Below are 16,387 nucleotides of genomic sequence, written 5' to 3'. Positions count from 1 at the left end.
TTATTTGTGTCGGCAGCTGGCGAGGTTTAGAGTCGCGATTTTTTCGCCTGACCCGGAAGCTTCTGACAATGGATTTGATCCGCGCCTTCTCCCGCCATTCACCCAAGCCCCTGGCACTCGTGTTGAGCCTGTGGGCCGGTAGTTCGCTGGCGGCCAGCCTGAGCGACAGCCTGATGCAATGCCAGCCGGCGTTCTTCAAGGACCTGTACCAGCAGCGCGCCGAACTCGGCCGGGTCGTGGCCCTCAAGCACGACGACCAGCAAGGCATCGCCTGGATTCCGGTGCCCGACCGGCACGACAGCTCGACCTCCACCGCCACCTTCTCCCGCCCGCTGCAAGACAAGGGCCTGAAGCTGACCGGCTACTACGACAGCGTGTTCGACCTGGGCAGCGAGGGCATCTACTACTTCTGGGGCCTGGAGATCGATGCCAGCCGGGAAGCGGTGATGGCCGCCATGCCCCAGGCCGGCTGGCAGGAGGCGGGCGAGTACTTCATCTCCCGGCCGCAGATCAAGCCCAGCGCCCAGGCGCCCTGGCAGGACAACCCGGCGGCGGTTTCCGAGATCGCCCCGGCCCCGGGTTCCGCGGAGAAGATCCTCATGCTCAGCGTGGAGGGCGGCAAGACCCGCATGCTCTGTTCGTTGCAAGGCAGCGTCGATGTCACGTTGTTGCGCCAGGAGCGGCCAGACATGACCCAGGGAGCAGCCCGATGAAGCGCCTGTGGTGGCTGGGTGGCCTGTTCCTGCTGGCGGGGTGCGCCCATGACCAGGCCCGCGATGTTGGCGGGGCACGTCCCGAGGCCATGTTCAAAGTGCTGGACACTCCGGAGTCGGCGACTTACTTCGCGGCCAACTCCCTGGCCCTGTACCAGAACAACCCGCATCTGCGGCAGTTCTACCTGATCAACAACTACAGCAAGCCCACCGACCCGGGCGATTCCAAACCCCTGATCCATAGCTCGCGGGTGGTGCGGATCATCAACTGCGAGCGCGATGAGTCGGCGCAACTGGGCCGGGTGTATTTCTCCGAACCCTTCGCCCAGGGCGTGGAGGTCATGCGCAAGGAGGCCCACGCGCAATGGACGGCGTTTCCCCGGCAGTCGGTGATCGGCGAGCTGCGCAACATGGCCTGTGGCATCGATGCGGCACGCTTGGGTGCGCCGCCGTTCAAGGGCCCCCAGGGCGATTGAGGGCAGGGCGATGGCAGCAGGACCGATACGCGAGAACAACCGCAAGATCACGCTCAGCGCAGACCAGGCGCTGCAAGCCCTGGCGCAGCTGGAGTTCATCGTGCTGTCGCTGCACCGCATGGGCAGCCACTACGCGGACAAGCCCGTGGCGGACTACCAGCGCGCGACCACCGACTTCATCGATAACGAGCGCGTCACCGGGCGTTTGGCGCAGGTGCGCAGGATCCTCACCGAGCCCTTCGACCTGACCCTGGGCGAGGATGACATGGACGACATCGAACGGTATCTGCAGGGCGTGCAGCCCTGGCGCCCGGACTAGGGCCGAGCCCCACCGACTTTTTCTCAGGATCAGGACATGTCCAGGATCAGCATCGCCTTGATGGCGCCCAGCACCGACCTGGCGCTGGTGAAATTCCTCCACCAGCGCCTGGGCCTGTCGCTGCGCATCGCCCGCGAGCATCTGCGGCAGGGGCCCCAGGGCCTGTTCTACAGCGCCTGGCTGTTCCACAACGACCATGTACAGCGGGAACAGGAGCTGCGCGACATCCTGGCGTTCTTCGGCGCCGCCCAGGTGCCCTTGCGGGTGCTGGAGTGCAGCTCGGACCCGGACCAGGCCGGCCCCATCGGCCTGGACGACGAGCAGATCGACGAGCAACTGCTACTCAACTTGCTGGAGGCCAGCGAGGGCTGTTTCCAGTGATGCTGCCCAGGCATGCCCCCGCAAGCATGAGGGCTGCAAGCCTGGTTAGCGCTGGCTCGACCAGTACTGGTGCAACTGGCGGGCGGCGGGTTCGATGCTCGCCACCTGCTGCTGGTGCCGGGCGATATCCAAGTCCGCCGGCAGCTCGAAGTGGTCCTGCTCGGCGCAGTCGATGATGGTCTGCAGCAAGGCGGTCTGCGGCGCCGGCATCTGCGGCCAGTTGCCCACCGCGACCCCGCGCAGGTAGCCGAAGCACCATTCCTCGGCCAGCATCAACGATTGGCCCTGGTGCTCGGTGGCTTCCAGGCGCGCCTTGAAGCCTGCGGCGTCGCTGTCCAGTTGCACCGCCAGGCTGTTGATGTGGCGTACGCACAGGTCGATGAACTGCCGGCACTCCTGCGGGGTTTCCCAGGCCGGGTTCTCGCCGCCCCAGATCGCCGGGAACCATTGGGCGATATCGACCTGGGCCGGGCCCGACACCAGGGCGGTGAAGTAGCCGTCCAGCTCACAGGGGTTGAGTACCGAGTGGTCGTCGCCGTACTTGAGCAGGGTGTCTTCGAGCGTCTCGAAGTCGGCGGCGTTCAGGGGCGTGTTCTGCATGATGGGCATTCCAGGGAAAAACAGCGGCGATTCTCGAGCCTTGGCGTTGTGGCTGCAAGCACCGGGGCGTTTCAGGCGTCGCGCAGCAAGTCCTGGGAGTCGAGCAGGCGGTAGGCGATTTCCGGACGGTTCTCCATGGCCCTGCGGATCGCGGCGGGTATGTTCTGCCGGGTCTTGCGGCACAGCCCGGGATGCTCGGCCAGGACGATGGTGATGCCGCGCATGCTGCGCACTTCATTGTCGCTGGGGGTGATTTCCAGGCGGATTCCCAGTTGCTGGTACATCCGGCGCTGCATGTGCTCCAGGTCGGCCAGGTCCTTGAGGTTCTCCAGGCGCTGCACCAGGCGCTTTTCTTCCTGGCGCGTGAGATTGAGGATGCGCAGGTCGGCTCCGGGAGTGTCCAGCAACTGCTCGCGCTGGCAGACGCAGGCACCGGGCGGGCAGGGTTGGCGGATCGCAGGGCTTGGATTCATGGGGATCCATCATAGCGGCGGCGCGCGGGCTTTCGCAGCTAAATCTGCACCGGGCCGGCAACGGCCCGGCAGTCTTGGAAAGGGGGGAGGGAACCCTCGCACCGCAGGGCTGCGGTGAGAGGGAGGTGGAACACAAGGAAGGGGTGTGGGCAGGACTATAGCGACGCCGAAAACGGCCCGTCATTAGTACAGATGGACTAGTTAGAGGCCCGGTTCTGCCAATGGGCCCAGTGCCAGGGCCGCTGTGCCCCGGGAAACCCCGACAACCCCGCCGGCCTTGCCACGCTGGCGGGCCGGGCTTGATCGGGATCAAGGTCGCGGCGCATGGCACGTTCTAACGTGAAGCTCCTTTCCCCGGCACCGGGAGTTCCCATGGCCAAGCCCTTTCCCCTTTCCCCCAAGCATCCCGAGCGCATCTGCTGGGGCTGCGACCGTTACTGCGCCGCCAATGCCCTGTCTTGTGGCAACGGCTCGGATCGCACCATGCATCCTAGCGAAACGCTCGGTGAAGACTGGTACCTGCATGGCGACTGGGGTTTCGACATCCCGGCCAGTGCCGAGCCAGCCGCGCCGGAGCGCGATACCCACTGAGTCGGGAAGGACCGGAGACGGCGGATCGAATATTTTTACCCGGATATATTGATCGGGGTTTTATTACCCGGGTATTATTTGGCTTCATCTTCATGAGACCGTTGCCATGTCCGACATCCTCACCAAACCCGTCACCGCCTTCCAGGCCCAGCGCTTGCTGGCCCGTGGCCCGTTGCTGGAAGTCGCCCTGGCGGTGCGCGACGCGTCCCGGGACCCGGCTTGCGCCAGCCTGTTGGTATTCGACGATGCTACGGGGCGGGTCATCGACCTCGACCTGCGGGGCAGCGAGGCCGAACTGACGCAACGCCTGGCGCAGGCCCCCGCACCGGGTCGCGGGCGTTACCGTTCGGCCGCGGCTGTCGAGACCGAGGTGGAGGTTGCGGCCGATTCGCCCCGTGGCCGTGGTCGGCCCAAGCTGGGGGTGATCGCCCGCGAGGTGACCTTGCTGCCACGCCAGTGGGATTGGTTGGCCAGCCAGCCCGGTGGTGCCTCGGCGGTGCTGCGGCGGCTGGTGGACGAGGCCCGGCGCAATCCCGATGCGGCGCAGCAACGACGCATGGCGCAAGAGGCGGCCTATCAGTTCATGCTGGCGCTGGCCGGGGATTTGCCCGGCTACGAAGAAGCCACCCGCGCCTTGTTCGCCGGTGATCTCGAGGGCCTGGGCCAGCAGTTGCAAGGTTGGCCCGAAGACATCCGCGAGCATGCCCTGCGCCTGGCCACTGGGGTCCAGTTCGCCGGGGCAGGGCAGTGAGGTCCTGGCCGGATGCCGGCTTGCAGCGCGCATCGGTCAATGGCATCGAGCTGGCTTGGGACAGTCAGGGTGATGAGGCCGCCGAGGCGATCCTGCTGATCGCCGGCCTGGGTACCCAGATGGTGCGCTGGACCCCGGCGTTCTGCCGGGCCCTGGTGGCCCGTGGGTTCCGGGTGATTCGTTTCGACAATCGCGATGTTGGCGCTTCGACGCATTTGGTCGACGCCGAGGTTCCGGACCTGGCGGCACTGCTGGCCGGCCGGCCGCCGGCGTTGCCCTACAGCTTGCAAGACATGGCCGCCGATGCCCTGGGGCTGCTGGATCACCTGGGCATCGAGCGAGCCCATGTGGTGGGGCGTTCCATGGGCGGGGTGATCGCCCAGGTCCTGGCCTGCGAGTATCCGCAGCGGGTGCGCTCGTTGACCTCGATCATGGCCAGCAGCGGCAACCCGGCCTTGCCGCCACCCGCGCCGCAGGTCATGGCCTTGCTGACGGCGCCGGCGGCAGACCCGGCGCTCGACCTGGAGGGCCATGTGGCCCAGCGCCTGGCCCTGGCCCGCTGCATCGCCGGCGGAGCCCGGGCATTCGACGAAGCGGCCCAGCGCGAGCTGGTGCTGGAGGAACTGCGCCGGGGCTGGAACCCCGCAGGCTTCATGCGCCAGCTGGCGGCCCTGGCCTGCGCCGGGGATCGCCGGCCCCAGCTGGCCGGCATCCGGCTGCCGACCCTGGTGGTCCATGGCGCCGACGACCCGCTGGTGCCCGTGGCCTGTGGGGAAGACACCGCGCGTTCGATCGCCGATGCCGAGTGGTTGCTGATCCCGGGCATGGGCCATGACCTGCCCCCGGCCTGCCAGCCCCAGGTGCTGGCGGCCATCGAACGCACGGCGCGCCAGCGCTAGGGGCGGCAGGTTGTGTGGCGCCCTGGCGCTCTTTTATAGTCGCGGCTGAGCCGCCTCGAAGCCCAGCCCAAGGTGCACCGCCGATGAACCTCGCGACCCTGGTTTTGTTCCTGCCTGCCTGTTTTGCGCTGAACATGGCGCCCGGCCCCAACAACCTGCTTTCGGTCAAGAACGCCACCACCTACGGCTTCCGGGTTTCCTGCCTGGCCGGCGTGGGGCGGCTGCTGGCCTTCACGGTGATGATCGGCCTGGCCTCGGTGGGGCTGGCGGCGGTGCTGCAGGCTTCGCAGCTGCTGTTCCACGGGATCAAGCTATTGGGCGCGGGCTACCTGCTGTACCTGGCATATCGGCTGTGGACGGCCGATACCCGCGTCGCGGTCGAAGGCCAGGACGCGGCGAGCGGACTGTCGGCCCTGGCCCGCCAGGAGTTCCTGATCGCCATCGGCAATCCCAAGGCGATCCTGGTGTTCAGCGCATTCCTGCCGCAGTTCGTCGATCCCGCCGCGCCGGTAACGGGGCAGTTCCTGATGCTGGGAGGCTTGTTCCTGGCGCTGGAGTGCGTGGCGATCATGGCCTATGCCGGCATGGGCCTGCACATGCGCCGCTGGTTCGGCCAACCGGCCGGGCGCCGCTGGTTCAACCGTGGTTGCGCGGCCTTGCTTTCGGGCGCGGCCTCGCTCCTGCTGCTGGCGCGGCGAGCCTAACCGGCGATAGAGCCAGGGGCCGGGGCATGCTCAGTCCCAGCTAAGTTTCACTGCGTATCTTCTCCTCTACACACATTCAGTGCAGACCAGGAGAGGCTAGCCGCACATGAATCACGCAAGAGCCGGATGGCTCAACAAAGTACCTGAGGTCACCCTGTCGTTCTGGGTCATCAAGATCCTGTCGACGACAGTGGGGGAGACCGGGGCCGATTTCCTGGCCGTCGATGCCGGTTTCGGTGCCGGCTGGACCAGCATCGGCATGGCGCTGCTACTGGCCTGCGCCTTGTTCTTGCAGATGCGCAAAAGTGCCTATTCGCCCTGGATCTATTGGTTGACCGTGGTCTTGGTCAGCATCGTCGGGACGCAGATCACCGACATCATGACCGACATGCTCGATATCAGCCTGTACACCAGCACCGCGGTGTTCTCGGCGCTGTTGGCGATCAATTTCCTGCTCTGGTTCAAGGTGGAGCGCAACCTGTCGATCCGCGAAATCGACACCCCGCGGCGCGAGTGTTTCTACTGGTCAACGGTGCTCTGCACCTTTGCCCTGGGTACCGCCGCCGGCGACCTGGCTACCGAAGCGCTGGGGCTGGGGTTCACGCTCGGCGCGATGATCTTCGCTGCGCTGATCGCCGCAACCCTGGTGGCCTGGCGCCTGGGGGGCAATACGGTACTGGCGTTCTGGGTCGCCTACATCCTTACCCGGCCATTCGGCGCGTCCCTCGGTGACTTGCTGACCCAGGCCAAGCAATACGGCGGCCTGGGCCTGGGAGCACCCTGGACCAGCGCCATCTTCCTGACGGTCATCGTCCTGTTGGTGGCGGTCGCGCAAATCACCCTCAGCCATCGTAGAACCGTCACCCCGTAGCCCTTCGGGCACCTATCAAGGAATCAACATGCGCTCTTTGCGATTTGCCTTTAACCGCGTCGTACTCGTCTCGTCCATCGTCTTGCTGGGCAGCCTGGCCGGTTGCTCGAAACCCGGGGACAAGCCCGCGACCGCCACGCCGACCATCTCTTCAAGTGTCTCGGCCCAGGCGGGCTCGAAGCTCGGGGACTTGAGCGAGTTCCGCAGCATCGCCGCCCAGGTCAGTACCCTGGTCGAGCATAACGACCTGCCCGCCGCCAAGACCCGGATCAAGGACCTGGAAACCTCCTGGGACTCCGCCGAAGCCGGCATCAAGCCGCGTGCCGCCAGCGATTGGCATGTGCTGGACAAGGCCATCGACCGCGCCCTCGATGCCCTGCGCGCAAGCTCGCCGCAGCAAGGCGCCTGCAAGGCGGCGATGGACGATTTGCTCAAGACCTTCGACTCGATGCAAGCGCCGCGCTGACACGACCCCGGGCCGGCGGACAACCCCCGATCCAGATGCTTCAATACAGGCGCGACGGTCATGACCGCCGCGCCTTTTTTCTATCGGAGCGCAGCATGCGGATTCTGTTGGTCGAAGATGATCTGATGATTGGCGACGCCATCCAGGGCGCGCTCAACGATGCCAGCTACGCCACCGACTGGGTGAAGAACGGGCCGCACGCACTGGCGGCGCTGGGCACCCAGGCCTATGACTTGGTGCTGCTCGATCTTGGTCTGCCCGGCCAGGACGGGCTCGATGTGCTCGATGACATTCGTGCTGGCGACAATCCGGTGCCGCTGCTGATCATCACGGCTCGGGATGCCCTGGATGATCGCCTGCGCGGCCTGGACGCAGGTGCCGACGACTTTTTGCTCAAACCCTTCGCCATGGCCGAGTTGCTGGCGCGCATGCGCGCAGTGCTGCGGCGTCGCGGCGGCAGCGCTCAATCGGTACTGGGCAATGGCCAGGTGTCGCTGGACCTTGTCTCCAAGCTGGCCAGTACCGCCGGGCGGGCCGACGTCCAGTTGTCCGCCCGCGAGTTCGCGCTGTTGCAGGCCCTGCTGATCCGTCCTGGCGCGATCCTCTCGCGCAGTGAACTCGAAGACCGGATCTATGGCTGGGGCAATGAAGTGGAAAGCAATGCCGTGGAGTTCCTGATCCATGCCCTGCGGCGCAAGTTGGGAAGCCAGGTCATCAAGAATGTCAGGGGAATGGGATGGATGGTTTCAAAAGGCGCCTGAGGGATTCGGTGCAGCTAAGGCTTAGCGTGGTGTTGTCCCTGGCCATTTTCCTGGTCGCCTTGCTGTCTGGCGCGTTCGCTTTCATCCGCGCGCTCGATGAAGCCCATGAGATGCAGGACGAGACCCTGCGCCAGGTCGCGCTGCTGTTCGATCGACAGCAAATGACCCTGCGCTATCGCATGGGCGAGCCGATCGCCGGAGACGACGAAGAGTCGCGGGTCATCGTGCAGTACCTGGCCGATAGCAGCAAAGCCACGGGCGATGACGATACCAGCATGCCTTTGCCGTTTCCCCCGACGCTGGCCGATGGCCTGGCAACGTTGAACGTCGTCGGCGAACAGTTTCGGGTACTGGTCAGGACTACGGCGGGGGGCGAGCGCATAGTCGTTGCCCAGGAGATGGACCTGCGGGACAAGGAAGCGCGCGAAAGTGCCTGGCGCAGCCTGTTGCCATTTCTCATTCTGTTTCCGGTGTTGCTGCTGGTGGTAGGCGATCTGGTCCGCAAGCTGTTTCGTCCCATCGCCGTGCTTTCGGCCGAGATCGACCAGCGTGACCAGCAGGCGCTGCATGCCATCGATGAACACCACCTGCCGACGGAGGTCCGGCCCTTCGTGGTGGCGATCAATCGCCTGCTCGAACGTGTGGCCCGGGGCATGGAGGTGCAGCGCCGTTTCATCGCCGACGCTGCCCATGAGCTGCGCTCACCTATGACGGCCCTGTCCTTGCAGGCGGAACGCCTGGCATCCACGCAGATGTCGGTGGCCGCTCGAGAATGCCTTGTGCCGTTGGCCCAGGGCATCGAGCGCAGTCGCAAGCTGATCGAGCAATTGCTCGCCCTGGCGGCTGCCCAGTCGAGCGTGCCGCGGGTGCAGGCATCGGTATCGGTCCATGAAGTCTTTCGGCGGGTCCTGGAGGACTTGCTGCCACTGGCAGAGCACAAGGACATCGATATCGGCGTTGAAAGCACCCGGGATGTGCAGGTCATGATCAACGACATGGACCTGTTCATCCTCGTCAGGAATCTGCTGGACAACGCCATTCGCTTTACTCCCCCAGGCGGGCGCATCGACTTGGCGGTGCAAGCAGGGCTGGAGGGCGTGACCCTCGAGGTCAAAGACTCTGGCCCCGGCATTAGCGTCGAGGAGCAAGCCTTGGTATTTGATCCGTTCTACCGCAGCCTGGGCACTGGCGAGACAGGCTCAGGGCTGGGCTTGTCGATTGTCGCTGCGATCGCCGAGCGCTCTGGCGCCACTGTCGAGTTGGGTTTTGCGGATGAAGCCACGCGCAGCGGACTGCGTGTGTCGGTCAGCTTGCGGTTATCGACCGCATAACGCTGATTTCAATGCTTTTGGCTGCCGGCCTCGGCTATGTCGCCCCCTCTCTGGCAAGGAGGAGGGGGCCATGGCTCCAGGCACTAGCTGATGACGAAGTAGGGATCCCAGGCGCAATAGCCGAGGATCTTGTTGTTCGGATCGACGATCATGAACGACCAGTTGTACCTCAGGTTGCTGCAGGCCTGGGCGGCACGCGCGCTCCAGTAGTAGGTCGTGACCTTCTGCTGGAACGGCTGTTCGCAGTAGCTGCCCGTAGGCTTGCTGTTGTTGATGATGGGCATCGGGGTGTTCTGCGTGACATCGGCGGTGATCTGATCCAGGTAGACATTGCTGTCCGTGGTGGGATCGGGATAGGTCTGGGTGTATTGGTAGAGGATTGCCGCGTATTTCATGTCCTTGGTCAGGGTGGTGGTGCGCCAGTGGACGTAATCATCCTGGTTCAGGTCCACCGAGAGCTCGGCGGTGCCTTCACTGTTGCTGCCGCCGCTGACGTAGTTGCGGGTGGTGTACATGCAGACGACCTGGTCGGAAACCCGGGTGGACGAGTTGGGCATGTAAAAACTGTACAGCTGAGTCGGTCGGTCGGGGTGCGGGCTCAGGCCGTTCAGGAAAACGCCCTGTTCGGCGCACTGCAAGATCGTGATGACATCGATGACGATCATGATGTCGACGACTTTTTCGTTTTCGTAGCTCATATCCAGCTCCCTGCTGTCAGGTTGGACGCCCGGTTGTCCAGGCGCATGGTTGATCACCTTTTCCGGGGGACGACCACCGAGCATCGGGTCTCTGGCCCGGCATGCCGACAGCGGGCTGGATGCACTTCCATGAAGTCGCGAGTGGAATCTAGATCCTCAAGACGGTTAGTCAAATGGCCAGCCCTAAAAAGCGCGAGCGCAAGACGAGCGGTGCAAGGCCAGGGTTAGGCGCTCGCTGTGGCGCTCTCGGCCCGGTGGTTGCCCAGGAACTGATCGAGCCACTGCGCCGCCTCAGTGGCATGGGTCAGGCCCAGGTCGTGCTCGGCCTCGGGCACGATGCGCAAGAGGGCCTGTGGCAACAGGCGGGCCAGACGCTGGCCTACCGCCACTGGGCTGATGGGGTCGCGGTCGCCCCAGAGCAGCAGCACCGGCATGCGCAACTCCCCCAGGCGCGGACCAAGGTCGCTGTGATCGTCGACAAACCAGCGGGGCAGTTGCGGGTAGGCCGTGCGGTAATCGTTGCGCCAGTCGGCGGCGCCCAGGTCGCTCATGTCCACGCCGCCAGAGGTGACGCTCAAGACCAGGTGGGTGACCCGCTCCGGCCGCTCAAGGGCCGCACGCACCGCAATGATGCCGCCCATGGATTGAGCCACTAGCGCTGTCGGTTGGTCGATGCGTTGCAGCACCAGGTCCACCAGGTCGTCCATGCCCTGGACGTCTGGCTGTGCCGGGGTGTCGCCAAACCCCGGCCAGCCCAGATGCACGTGGCGCGCCGGATGGCGCAGCCGCGTGGCCAGGGGTTGCCAGAATTGACGATTGCCCGAGGCACCGGGCAGAAACAGCAGTTGTTGGGGGGCTTGTGACATGACATCGCTCCTGGTCCATGGGCGGCGGATAAAACCCTCGCGCTGACAGCAGGGCCGCGCGGCGGCGCTAGAAAATACGGTGCCCGGGTCCTGCGAGCAAGCGCTGCCTCAGGCGACACTGGCTTGCCATGCTGGCGCCCCGGAATCGGCCGCCAGGGTTTATCATGCTGCGCTGCCTCTCGTTGCCTGCCCGACAAGGGGCCGCTCCTTTCGCCCACCGTGGAGGTCCGCCATGTCCGATCTGCACAAGCTGCCTGCCTGCCCAGCCAGCCTCCCTGAATTCCCGGTGTGCCACGCCCGTGGCGGCACCTCCACCGGGCTGATCCTGGCCCGCGAATCGCTGCCTGGCGACGAGGCCTTGGTGGAAGAACTGCTGCGCCACTTGATGGGCGTGCCCCTGCACGGCGAGTGGCCGGGCAACAGCCAGATCACCGGCTTGGGCCGGGGCGGCCCCACCAGCAACAAGGTGTTCATCGTCGAGCGCCGCCCCGGCGAGACGCGGATGATCAGCACCCTGGCGCAGCTGGCGGCGGGCAAGAGCACCATCGACTGGAGCGTCAACTGCGGCAACATGTCCGCGGCGTTGCCGCTGTATGCCTGGCAGCGCGGTTGGCTGACGCCCGGGGAGGACGGCGGGCAGATCGAGATCTTCAACAGCAACACCCAGACCACGATGTATGCGCGCCTGAGCCTGCGCGACGGCCGGCTGCTCAGCGACACGCGGATCCCCGGGGTCAACGGCGTGTTTCCCGGGGTCGATCTGTTCCTCGATGACCCGGTAGGGGCCAAGACCGGGGCGCTGTTTCCCACTGGGCAGCGGGTCGACCTGCTTCAGGGCATCGCCGCCACCTGCATCGACGTGGCGGTGCCCATGGTGATCGTGCGGGCCGCGGACCTGGGCAAGACCGGCCAGGAAACCCCGGCACAGCTGGACGCCGACCCGCTGTTCAAGGAGCGTCTGCTGGGGCTGATGGTCGAGGGCGGCCTGCGCATGGGACTGCGTGGACGCGATGGTCATCTGTTGACGGCCGAGGAACTGCGGCGCAGCGAGACCATTCCCAAGATCTGCATTGTCGGCCCGGCCCGCAGCGGCGGTGACATCGCCACCCGCTACTTCACCCCGCAAAACGCCCATCCGTCCCTGGCGGTATCCGGCGGTTGCTGCCTGGCGGCGGCCTGCCTGGCCGAGGGCACCGTGGCCCAGCAACTGCTGGCCCAGCCCCGGCAATTGAGCGCGACCCGCAGCGAGTACCCGCTGGCCATCGAAAACCCTGCGGGCATCCTCGAGACCCTGATCAGCGCCCGCCAGCACGGCGGCGAGCTTTCAATCGACGGCGCCGCCTACCGGCGCAGCGCGCAGATCCTGCTGCAAGGCCATACCCCGCTGTACAACGCCTCCCCGGAACTGGCCCAGGCGCTTCTGTAGTGGGTGATACGGTCGATCGCTGAAGGCCCTGCGGGCCTTGTCACAGCTTCGCGGGCTCAGCAGCGGCTACAGGTTTGGTGTAGCCGCTGCCGCAGGCTGCGCACGGGCGCGTAGCGGCCGTCAGGATTCGGGCAGGAAGGATGGCACCCGTTGTTGCAGCAGCTGGATCAGTTGCGGGTCCATGAACTCGTAGTCATCGGGAATGTTCAGGCACACCACCTGTTGCTTGTGCAGGTGCTGCTTGAAGCGCTTGCGCAGTTTTTCCCGGTGCCGGGTTTCCATCACCAGGATCAGCCCGGCCCATTGCACCAGCTCCGGGCCCAGGGGCACCTGGGCATCGTGGTTGAGCCCGGCGGACGCGGTGACGATCCCCGGCCAATCGGCGAACACCTGTTCGGCGGTGGGGCTGCGCAGCTTGTTCTGGCTGCAGACGAACAACACATTGAGCATTCTGCCGGGTTCCCTGGCTGATGGTGCCGCCGTGATGGCGGGCGAGGGCCGAGAGTTTTCGCGGCTTCGGTCCGCTTGTCCAGCGTTGGTGCGCTCGGTCAGGCCGATTTGCCCGCAGGCTGCGGCCCCGGGCAAACTGTCGCGTATTTCCAGCCGGGACCTGTCGCTTTCATGTCCGCCTCCTTGTTCACCTCCCCGCACCTGGGCCTGGCCTTGCGCCGCTGGCGCCTGCTGCACCGGGTCAAGCAACAGCACGCCGCCGAGCTGTTCGGGGTGGCGCAGTCGAGCATTTCCCGCTGGGAAAACGGCCAGCAAGCCATGGAACCCAGCGAGCGCGCCAAGCTGGAGCAACTGCTGGCGGCCAACCTCAGCGCCGCCGCCGACCAGGCCCTGGCCCGGTTGGTGAACGACAGCCCGCGCGCGGTGCATTTGGTCTGCGACCTGACCCACCGCCTGCTGGCCTGCTCGGCCACTCGCGCCGGGGAATTCGGCGTGCCCTTGAGCGAGTTGCTGGGGCAATCCTTGTGGGGCTTCTGTACCGAGGAAATCGTGCGCAAGGAGAGGGCTCTCGACGACCTCGGCTGGCGCGAAGTGCTGGCGCCCCCGGCGCTGGAGTTCTTCAGCGGCCACAACGATTCGGCCATCGTGCCCATTGCCGCCAGCCAGTGCCGCTGGACCCGCCTGAACCTGTCCGACGGCAACGCGGTGCGGCTGGTGGAAACCCTCTGACTCCAGCCTGCTCCGGCGCCACGGATATTTTATCCGTGGCCTGTCGAATCCGGGCCGGCTAGGCTGGGCTGTCATTTCATCCAGGTTTAGCCATGAACGATCAACTCCTCGGCGGTCGCCTCGAATTCCTGCGCCAGGCGGAGCGCCTCAAGGACGTACTGCGCAGTGCCCACACCTCCAGCGGTCGCCAGGAAAGCACCGCCGAACACAGCTGGCGCCTGAGCCTGATGGCCTTGCTGCTGGAAGACCAGCTGGGCGAGCTGGACCTCTTGCACGTGCTCAAGCTGTGCATCGTCCACGACCTGGGCGAAGCCCTCCATGGCGACATCCCGGCAGTGCAGCAGGCGGCCCATCCGCACAAGGGCCAGCAGGAACGCGAAGACCTGCAGACCCTCGCCAGTTGCCTCGATGCCCCGGCCCGCCAGCGCCTGCTGGCCCTGTGGGACGAGTACGAGAACGCCAGCTCGGCCGAGGCCCGGGCGGTCAAGGCCCTGGACAAGCTGGAGACCCTGCTGCAGCACAACCAGGGGCGCAACCCGACGGATTTCGACTACCGTTTCAACCTCGACTACGGCCGGCGCTACACCAGTGCCACGCCGCTGTTCCGCGCCCTGCGCGAGCAGATCGACCACGACACCCGGCGCCACATCGACGCGGCTGGCTGAGCGCCGGTCCCTTGCAGAGAGTATCCGCAGCCCATGAACCCGATCCTGCGCGCCGAACGTCCCGGCGATATCCCGGCCATCGAACAACTGACCCGCGAAGCCTTTCGCGATGCCCCTCACTCCAGCCATACCGAGCAGTACATCGTCAACGCGCTGCGCAGTGCCGGAGCCCTGACCCTGTCCCTGGTGGCCGAAGAGGGCGATGCACTGCTCGGCCATGGATCGATCTCCCCCGTGGTCTTCAGCGGTGGCGAGCCCGGCTGGTTTGGCCTGGCGCCGGTCTCGGTGGTGCCGGAGCGCCAGGGCCAGGGGATCGGCTCACGCTTGATCCGCCAGTTGCTGGCGCAGTTGCAGGAGCAGGGCGCCGCCGGCTGCGTGGTGCTGGGCGACCCGGTCTACTACGTGCGTTTCGGCTTCAAGGCCGGACAAGGACCGGTATTGCCCGGGGTGCCCGCCGAGTACTTCCAGGCGCTGGCGTTCCAGGGGCGCTGCCCGGTGGGCGAGGTGCGTTTTCATCCGGGCTTCGACGCCCAGGGCTAGGGGCGTCCCGGTCGGGCGATGGAAAGGAACACCTCGCTCAAGACCCTTCCCTGTCCCGTGCCGATGCGGGGCATGCGCGTACATGATGAAGCGATGCCGGTGGTCAAGGCGCTGATCCTGGATTGCATCAAGGAGCATTTCTTTTTGCAGTGAGGGGTTGGGGGCGCCCTGAAGGGCCTGTTGGATGAATGCCGGGATATTCATCCAGCGGTCAGCTGGACTACTCTGTCCGGCTTGCTCAACGCCTTGGATCGGGTCCATGCAATCGATAGAGACAACCTTGCGTTCTTATGCTGAACGGCACCTGCCGGCACTTCCTCATGCCTATGCATGGACGTTCGATGCGGCGATGGTTTATGAATCCTTCGGGCTCGCTGTCAGTGGTGCGAACTGGTACGAAAGAGCACGCACGCTCAAGCGCGGTCTTTCACAAGAGTGGGCGCTTTTCCCGGAAAAGCGCACGGAGATTGCCAATTACGCCGTAAGAACCTGGGGCAGGGTTAACGCAAACCATGCCACGACGATGCAAGGCTATGTGCAGGCGGTGTCGGAGGGAGGCGTACCCGCCACTCATAAGGGCATCGCTTCATGGTCGAAGGTGGCGGCGTTCTCGAACCCTGGCTTGCATGCGATCTTCGATGCACGCGTGTCGTTTTCCCTCAACGTCATTCAATTGCTCCAGGGGAGCGGCCAGCACTGCTGGTTCCCGCATTTGCCGGGTCGAAACAACCTGCTCAACGGGTGCTGGCCGCGCTTGAAGGCCATGGCCAGGCAGCAAGGGTGGCTTCGCATCGGGACCAGGCAGGTGTATGCGCGCTACATCGAGCTGATTACAAACGTTGCAGGGCAGCTGGGCGTCGACATCGATGATCTCGAAATGCTGCTCTTCTCGAAGGCCGGGGAACTGGCCGATGAGTTCAATCTCGTCCATCCGCGCGGTGAACAGTGAGTGGGCGATCCGGATTGCACAACCGCGATGGCTTCAAGCGCTCGAGCCAAGTCGCTGTCCGTGCACACTGGGCCTCGCTAGAACGGTCGGCATGGCCAAGCTACGTTTCACCTGGCAGCGGTGGATGAACCCAGCCTGGAGCATGCTTTCGTCAGCAGCCCCCACGCGTTGCCGAGGCTCTTGCAGGACGTGGGCGGCCACCCCAATGCCCGCCAGCACGAGGAGCGCGGAACAGCGTTGTTTGCCGCGGTGTGGTACCCGGCAGGGGGGGCGATCTTGTGCGACGCGACCCGCGCCACCCTGATGCCTCGGGCGCTGGCCGCTGCCATTCAGAGCACCAGGATGGCGCGGGCCAGTTGCTGGTCCGAAAGCCGTGGGTCATTCAGTACCTGGCGAATCCTGATGAAAGCCGCTTCGATCCGGGCGCCGCGAATACCACCATCGCTGGCGACGAACGCTGCCGCATCGTCCTTGGCGGCCAGCACGATCTTGTCGTCCTTGAACGAGCTGCTGGTGCCACGGGTAGCGCCCAGGGTCAGGCTCACGGAAATGTCGGTGGTCATTACAAAACTGGTGGCCTGGGCCTCAAGGCTCATCAGGCAGCCGGCAAGGCACAGCAGGCGGGGCAGGGAGGTGGGTTTCATCGGGCTCGGCATGGGCTTGGAGAGGGCCGCACCCTAACAATTCGCCGTGGTGGCGCGCCTTAGTGGTTTTGCTAAAGATTGTAA

24 protein-coding genes are annotated in these 16,387 nt (G+C 65.4%); 18 read left to right on the top strand and 6 right to left on the bottom strand.

Translation table 11 applies throughout. The annotated features are described in order from the left end of the window. The first annotated feature begins 68 nt into the window (after window positions 1-68). The 4 genes from H7A76_RS15370 to H7A76_RS15355 are packed head-to-tail and all read left to right on the top strand — an operon-like array spanning window position 69 to window position 1,889. Window positions 69-713: a hypothetical protein gene (locus H7A76_RS15370; protein ID WP_185699274.1), complete on the top strand. Its 645-nt coding sequence runs from the start codon at window positions 69-71 to the stop codon at window positions 711-713. Further along, a complete protein-coding gene (locus tag H7A76_RS15365; RefSeq protein WP_185699273.1) occupies window positions 710-1,189 on the top strand; it encodes a surface-adhesin E family protein in 480 nt (159 codons plus the stop codon). Before H7A76_RS15370 ends, H7A76_RS15365 begins: the two co-directional genes overlap by 4 nt. 10 nt (window positions 1,190-1,199) lie before the next feature. Beyond that, a complete protein-coding gene (locus H7A76_RS15360; protein ID WP_221775244.1) occupies window positions 1,200-1,508 on the top strand; it encodes a hypothetical protein in 309 nt (102 codons plus the stop codon). A gap of 36 nt (window positions 1,509-1,544) precedes the next feature. Further along, window positions 1,545-1,889 (top strand): hypothetical protein, encoded by a 345-nt coding sequence (locus H7A76_RS15355; protein WP_185699272.1) that lies wholly within the window; start codon window positions 1,545-1,547, stop codon window positions 1,887-1,889. A 45-nt stretch (window positions 1,890-1,934) separates the two neighbouring features. Here the strand turns inward: H7A76_RS15355 and H7A76_RS15350 are convergent, their stop codons facing one another. After that, window positions 1,935-2,489, bottom strand: a complete 555-nt coding sequence (locus tag H7A76_RS15350) for a UPF0149 family protein (RefSeq protein ID WP_185699271.1) — start codon at window positions 2,487-2,489, stop codon at window positions 1,935-1,937. Between the two features lie 71 nt (window positions 2,490-2,560). Beyond that, the gene (locus H7A76_RS15345; RefSeq protein WP_185699270.1) at window positions 2,561-2,962 is read right to left on the bottom strand and encodes a hypothetical protein; all 402 of its coding nucleotides are present in this window, start codon (window positions 2,960-2,962) and stop codon (window positions 2,561-2,563) included. A gap of 372 nt (window positions 2,963-3,334) precedes the next feature. On the opposite strand from H7A76_RS15345, the gene H7A76_RS15340 reads away from it, so the two are divergent. From H7A76_RS15340 to H7A76_RS15305, 8 genes are all read left to right on the top strand, one after another. Further along, a complete protein-coding gene (locus H7A76_RS15340; protein WP_185699464.1) occupies window positions 3,335-3,553 on the top strand; it encodes a DUF3079 domain-containing protein in 219 nt (72 codons plus the stop codon). Window positions 3,554-3,659: 106 nt separating this feature from the next. Further along, window positions 3,660-4,304 (top strand): DUF2239 family protein, encoded by a 645-nt coding sequence (locus H7A76_RS15335; protein ID WP_185699269.1) that lies wholly within the window; start codon window positions 3,660-3,662, stop codon window positions 4,302-4,304. 20 nt (window positions 4,305-4,324) lie between these two features. Continuing rightward, the gene (locus H7A76_RS15330) at window positions 4,325-5,203 is read left to right on the top strand and encodes an alpha/beta fold hydrolase (RefSeq protein WP_185699268.1); all 879 of its coding nucleotides are present in this window, start codon (window positions 4,325-4,327) and stop codon (window positions 5,201-5,203) included. Between the two features lie 83 nt (window positions 5,204-5,286). Next, window positions 5,287-5,907 (top strand): LysE family translocator, encoded by a 621-nt coding sequence (locus H7A76_RS15325; protein WP_185699267.1) that lies wholly within the window; start codon window positions 5,287-5,289, stop codon window positions 5,905-5,907. A 106-nt stretch (window positions 5,908-6,013) separates the two neighbouring features. Continuing rightward, the gene (locus tag H7A76_RS15320; RefSeq protein ID WP_185699266.1) at window positions 6,014-6,778 is read left to right on the top strand and encodes a hypothetical protein; all 765 of its coding nucleotides are present in this window, start codon (window positions 6,014-6,016) and stop codon (window positions 6,776-6,778) included. A gap of 28 nt (window positions 6,779-6,806) precedes the next feature. Next, window positions 6,807-7,244 carry a hypothetical protein gene (locus H7A76_RS15315; RefSeq protein WP_185699265.1) on the top strand — a complete coding sequence of 146 codons (438 nt, stop codon included), beginning with the start codon at window positions 6,807-6,809 and terminating at the stop codon, window positions 7,242-7,244. Window positions 7,245-7,339: 95 nt separating this feature from the next. After that, complete coding sequence (locus H7A76_RS15310; RefSeq protein ID WP_185699264.1) at window positions 7,340-8,005, top strand: response regulator; 666 nt, start codon at window positions 7,340-7,342, stop codon at window positions 8,003-8,005. Continuing rightward, window positions 7,981-9,336, top strand: a complete 1,356-nt coding sequence (locus tag H7A76_RS15305; protein WP_185699263.1) for an ATP-binding protein — start codon at window positions 7,981-7,983, stop codon at window positions 9,334-9,336. Before H7A76_RS15310 ends, H7A76_RS15305 begins: the two co-directional genes overlap by 25 nt. An 83-nt stretch (window positions 9,337-9,419) precedes the next feature. On the opposite strand, the gene H7A76_RS15300 is transcribed toward H7A76_RS15305, so the two are convergent. Beyond that, window positions 9,420-10,034 (bottom strand): AidA/PixA family protein, encoded by a 615-nt coding sequence (locus H7A76_RS15300; protein ID WP_185699262.1) that lies wholly within the window; start codon window positions 10,032-10,034, stop codon window positions 9,420-9,422. Window positions 10,035-10,258: 224 nt separating this feature from the next. Beyond that, window positions 10,259-10,900: an alpha/beta fold hydrolase gene (locus H7A76_RS15295; protein ID WP_185699261.1), complete on the bottom strand. Its 642-nt coding sequence runs from the start codon at window positions 10,898-10,900 to the stop codon at window positions 10,259-10,261. 232 nt (window positions 10,901-11,132) lie between these two features. Between H7A76_RS15295 and H7A76_RS15290 the strand changes: the two genes are divergently transcribed. After that, window positions 11,133-12,326 (top strand): PrpF domain-containing protein, encoded by a 1,194-nt coding sequence (locus H7A76_RS15290; protein WP_185699260.1) that lies wholly within the window; start codon window positions 11,133-11,135, stop codon window positions 12,324-12,326. 120 nt (window positions 12,327-12,446) lie between these two features. Here the strand turns inward: H7A76_RS15290 and H7A76_RS15285 are convergent, their stop codons facing one another. Continuing rightward, a complete protein-coding gene (locus H7A76_RS15285) occupies window positions 12,447-12,776 on the bottom strand; it encodes a low molecular weight protein tyrosine phosphatase family protein (RefSeq protein WP_185699259.1) in 330 nt (109 codons plus the stop codon). Window positions 12,777-12,947: 171 nt separating this feature from the next. Here H7A76_RS15285 and H7A76_RS15280 point away from each other — a divergent pair, with 171 nt between their 5' ends. The 5 genes from H7A76_RS15280 (at window position 12,948) to H7A76_RS15265 (ending at window position 15,659) form a co-directional block, all read left to right on the top strand. Next, window positions 12,948-13,505: a helix-turn-helix domain-containing protein gene (locus H7A76_RS15280; protein ID WP_053130558.1), complete on the top strand. Its 558-nt coding sequence runs from the start codon at window positions 12,948-12,950 to the stop codon at window positions 13,503-13,505. A gap of 92 nt (window positions 13,506-13,597) precedes the next feature. Beyond that, window positions 13,598-14,170 (top strand): HD domain-containing protein, encoded by a 573-nt coding sequence (locus H7A76_RS15275; RefSeq protein ID WP_185699258.1) that lies wholly within the window; start codon window positions 13,598-13,600, stop codon window positions 14,168-14,170. Between the two features lie 33 nt (window positions 14,171-14,203). Then, window positions 14,204-14,710, top strand: coding sequence for a GNAT family N-acetyltransferase (locus H7A76_RS15270; protein WP_185699257.1), 507 nt, complete (start codon window positions 14,204-14,206; stop codon window positions 14,708-14,710). 18 nt (window positions 14,711-14,728) lie between these two features. Continuing rightward, a complete protein-coding gene (locus tag H7A76_RS32340; RefSeq protein WP_260497985.1) occupies window positions 14,729-14,863 on the top strand; it encodes a hypothetical protein in 135 nt (44 codons plus the stop codon). 106 nt (window positions 14,864-14,969) lie between these two features. Next, window positions 14,970-15,659 (top strand): hypothetical protein, encoded by a 690-nt coding sequence (locus tag H7A76_RS15265; protein WP_185699256.1) that lies wholly within the window; start codon window positions 14,970-14,972, stop codon window positions 15,657-15,659. A 329-nt stretch (window positions 15,660-15,988) separates the two neighbouring features. Here H7A76_RS15265 and H7A76_RS15260 read toward each other — a convergent pair whose 3' ends face one another. Beyond that, window positions 15,989-16,303, bottom strand: a complete 315-nt coding sequence (locus H7A76_RS15260; protein ID WP_185699255.1) for a DUF2388 domain-containing protein — start codon at window positions 16,301-16,303, stop codon at window positions 15,989-15,991. Between the last annotated feature and the right edge of the window lie 84 nt (window positions 16,304-16,387).

The organism is Pseudomonas sp. MSSRFD41, from assembly GCF_014230245.1.
GTDB lineage: Bacteria > Pseudomonadota > Gammaproteobacteria > Pseudomonadales > Pseudomonadaceae > Aquipseudomonas > Aquipseudomonas piscis.
The sequence above is the reverse complement of the archived record's forward strand: the minus strand, read 5'-3'. Positions and strand labels throughout refer to the sequence as shown.

What these genes read in the sequence shown, in the direction of transcription:
- H7A76_RS15370 (WP_185699274.1), top strand. Translation starts at nt 69, where the DNA reads ATGGATTTGATCCGCGCCTTCTCCCGCCATTCACCCAAGCCCCTGGCA.
- H7A76_RS15365 (WP_185699273.1), top strand. Translation starts at nt 710, where the DNA reads ATGAAGCGCCTGTGGTGGCTGGGTGGCCTGTTCCTGCTGGCGGGGTGC.
- H7A76_RS15360 (WP_221775244.1), top strand. Translation starts at nt 1,200, where the DNA reads ATGGCAGCAGGACCGATACGCGAGAACAACCGCAAGATCACGCTCAGC.
- H7A76_RS15355 (WP_185699272.1), top strand. Translation starts at nt 1,545, where the DNA reads ATGTCCAGGATCAGCATCGCCTTGATGGCGCCCAGCACCGACCTGGCG.
- H7A76_RS15350 (WP_185699271.1), bottom strand. Translation starts at nt 2,489, where the DNA reads ATGCAGAACACGCCCCTGAACGCCGCCGACTTCGAGACGCTCGAAGAC.
- H7A76_RS15345 (WP_185699270.1), bottom strand. Translation starts at nt 2,962, where the DNA reads ATGAATCCAAGCCCTGCGATCCGCCAACCCTGCCCGCCCGGTGCCTGC.
- H7A76_RS15340 (WP_185699464.1), top strand. Translation starts at nt 3,335, where the DNA reads ATGGCCAAGCCCTTTCCCCTTTCCCCCAAGCATCCCGAGCGCATCTGC.
- H7A76_RS15335 (WP_185699269.1), top strand. Translation starts at nt 3,660, where the DNA reads ATGTCCGACATCCTCACCAAACCCGTCACCGCCTTCCAGGCCCAGCGC.
- H7A76_RS15325 (WP_185699267.1), top strand. Translation starts at nt 5,287, where the DNA reads ATGAACCTCGCGACCCTGGTTTTGTTCCTGCCTGCCTGTTTTGCGCTG.
- H7A76_RS15320 (WP_185699266.1), top strand. Translation starts at nt 6,014, where the DNA reads ATGAATCACGCAAGAGCCGGATGGCTCAACAAAGTACCTGAGGTCACC.
- H7A76_RS15315 (WP_185699265.1), top strand. Translation starts at nt 6,807, where the DNA reads ATGCGCTCTTTGCGATTTGCCTTTAACCGCGTCGTACTCGTCTCGTCC.
- H7A76_RS15310 (WP_185699264.1), top strand. Translation starts at nt 7,340, where the DNA reads ATGCGGATTCTGTTGGTCGAAGATGATCTGATGATTGGCGACGCCATC.
- H7A76_RS15305 (WP_185699263.1), top strand. Translation starts at nt 7,981, where the DNA reads ATGGATGGTTTCAAAAGGCGCCTGAGGGATTCGGTGCAGCTAAGGCTT.
- H7A76_RS15300 (WP_185699262.1), bottom strand. Translation starts at nt 10,034, where the DNA reads ATGAGCTACGAAAACGAAAAAGTCGTCGACATCATGATCGTCATCGAT.
- H7A76_RS15295 (WP_185699261.1), bottom strand. Translation starts at nt 10,900, where the DNA reads ATGTCACAAGCCCCCCAACAACTGCTGTTTCTGCCCGGTGCCTCGGGC.
- H7A76_RS15290 (WP_185699260.1), top strand. Translation starts at nt 11,133, where the DNA reads ATGTCCGATCTGCACAAGCTGCCTGCCTGCCCAGCCAGCCTCCCTGAA.
- H7A76_RS15285 (WP_185699259.1), bottom strand. Translation starts at nt 12,776, where the DNA reads ATGCTCAATGTGTTGTTCGTCTGCAGCCAGAACAAGCTGCGCAGCCCC.
- H7A76_RS15280 (WP_053130558.1), top strand. Translation starts at nt 12,948, where the DNA reads ATGTCCGCCTCCTTGTTCACCTCCCCGCACCTGGGCCTGGCCTTGCGC.
- H7A76_RS15275 (WP_185699258.1), top strand. Translation starts at nt 13,598, where the DNA reads ATGAACGATCAACTCCTCGGCGGTCGCCTCGAATTCCTGCGCCAGGCG.
- H7A76_RS15270 (WP_185699257.1), top strand. Translation starts at nt 14,204, where the DNA reads ATGAACCCGATCCTGCGCGCCGAACGTCCCGGCGATATCCCGGCCATC.
- H7A76_RS32340 (WP_260497985.1), top strand. Translation starts at nt 14,729, where the DNA reads ATGGAAAGGAACACCTCGCTCAAGACCCTTCCCTGTCCCGTGCCGATG.
- H7A76_RS15265 (WP_185699256.1), top strand. Translation starts at nt 14,970, where the DNA reads ATGCAATCGATAGAGACAACCTTGCGTTCTTATGCTGAACGGCACCTG.
- H7A76_RS15260 (WP_185699255.1), bottom strand. Translation starts at nt 16,303, where the DNA reads ATGAAACCCACCTCCCTGCCCCGCCTGCTGTGCCTTGCCGGCTGCCTG.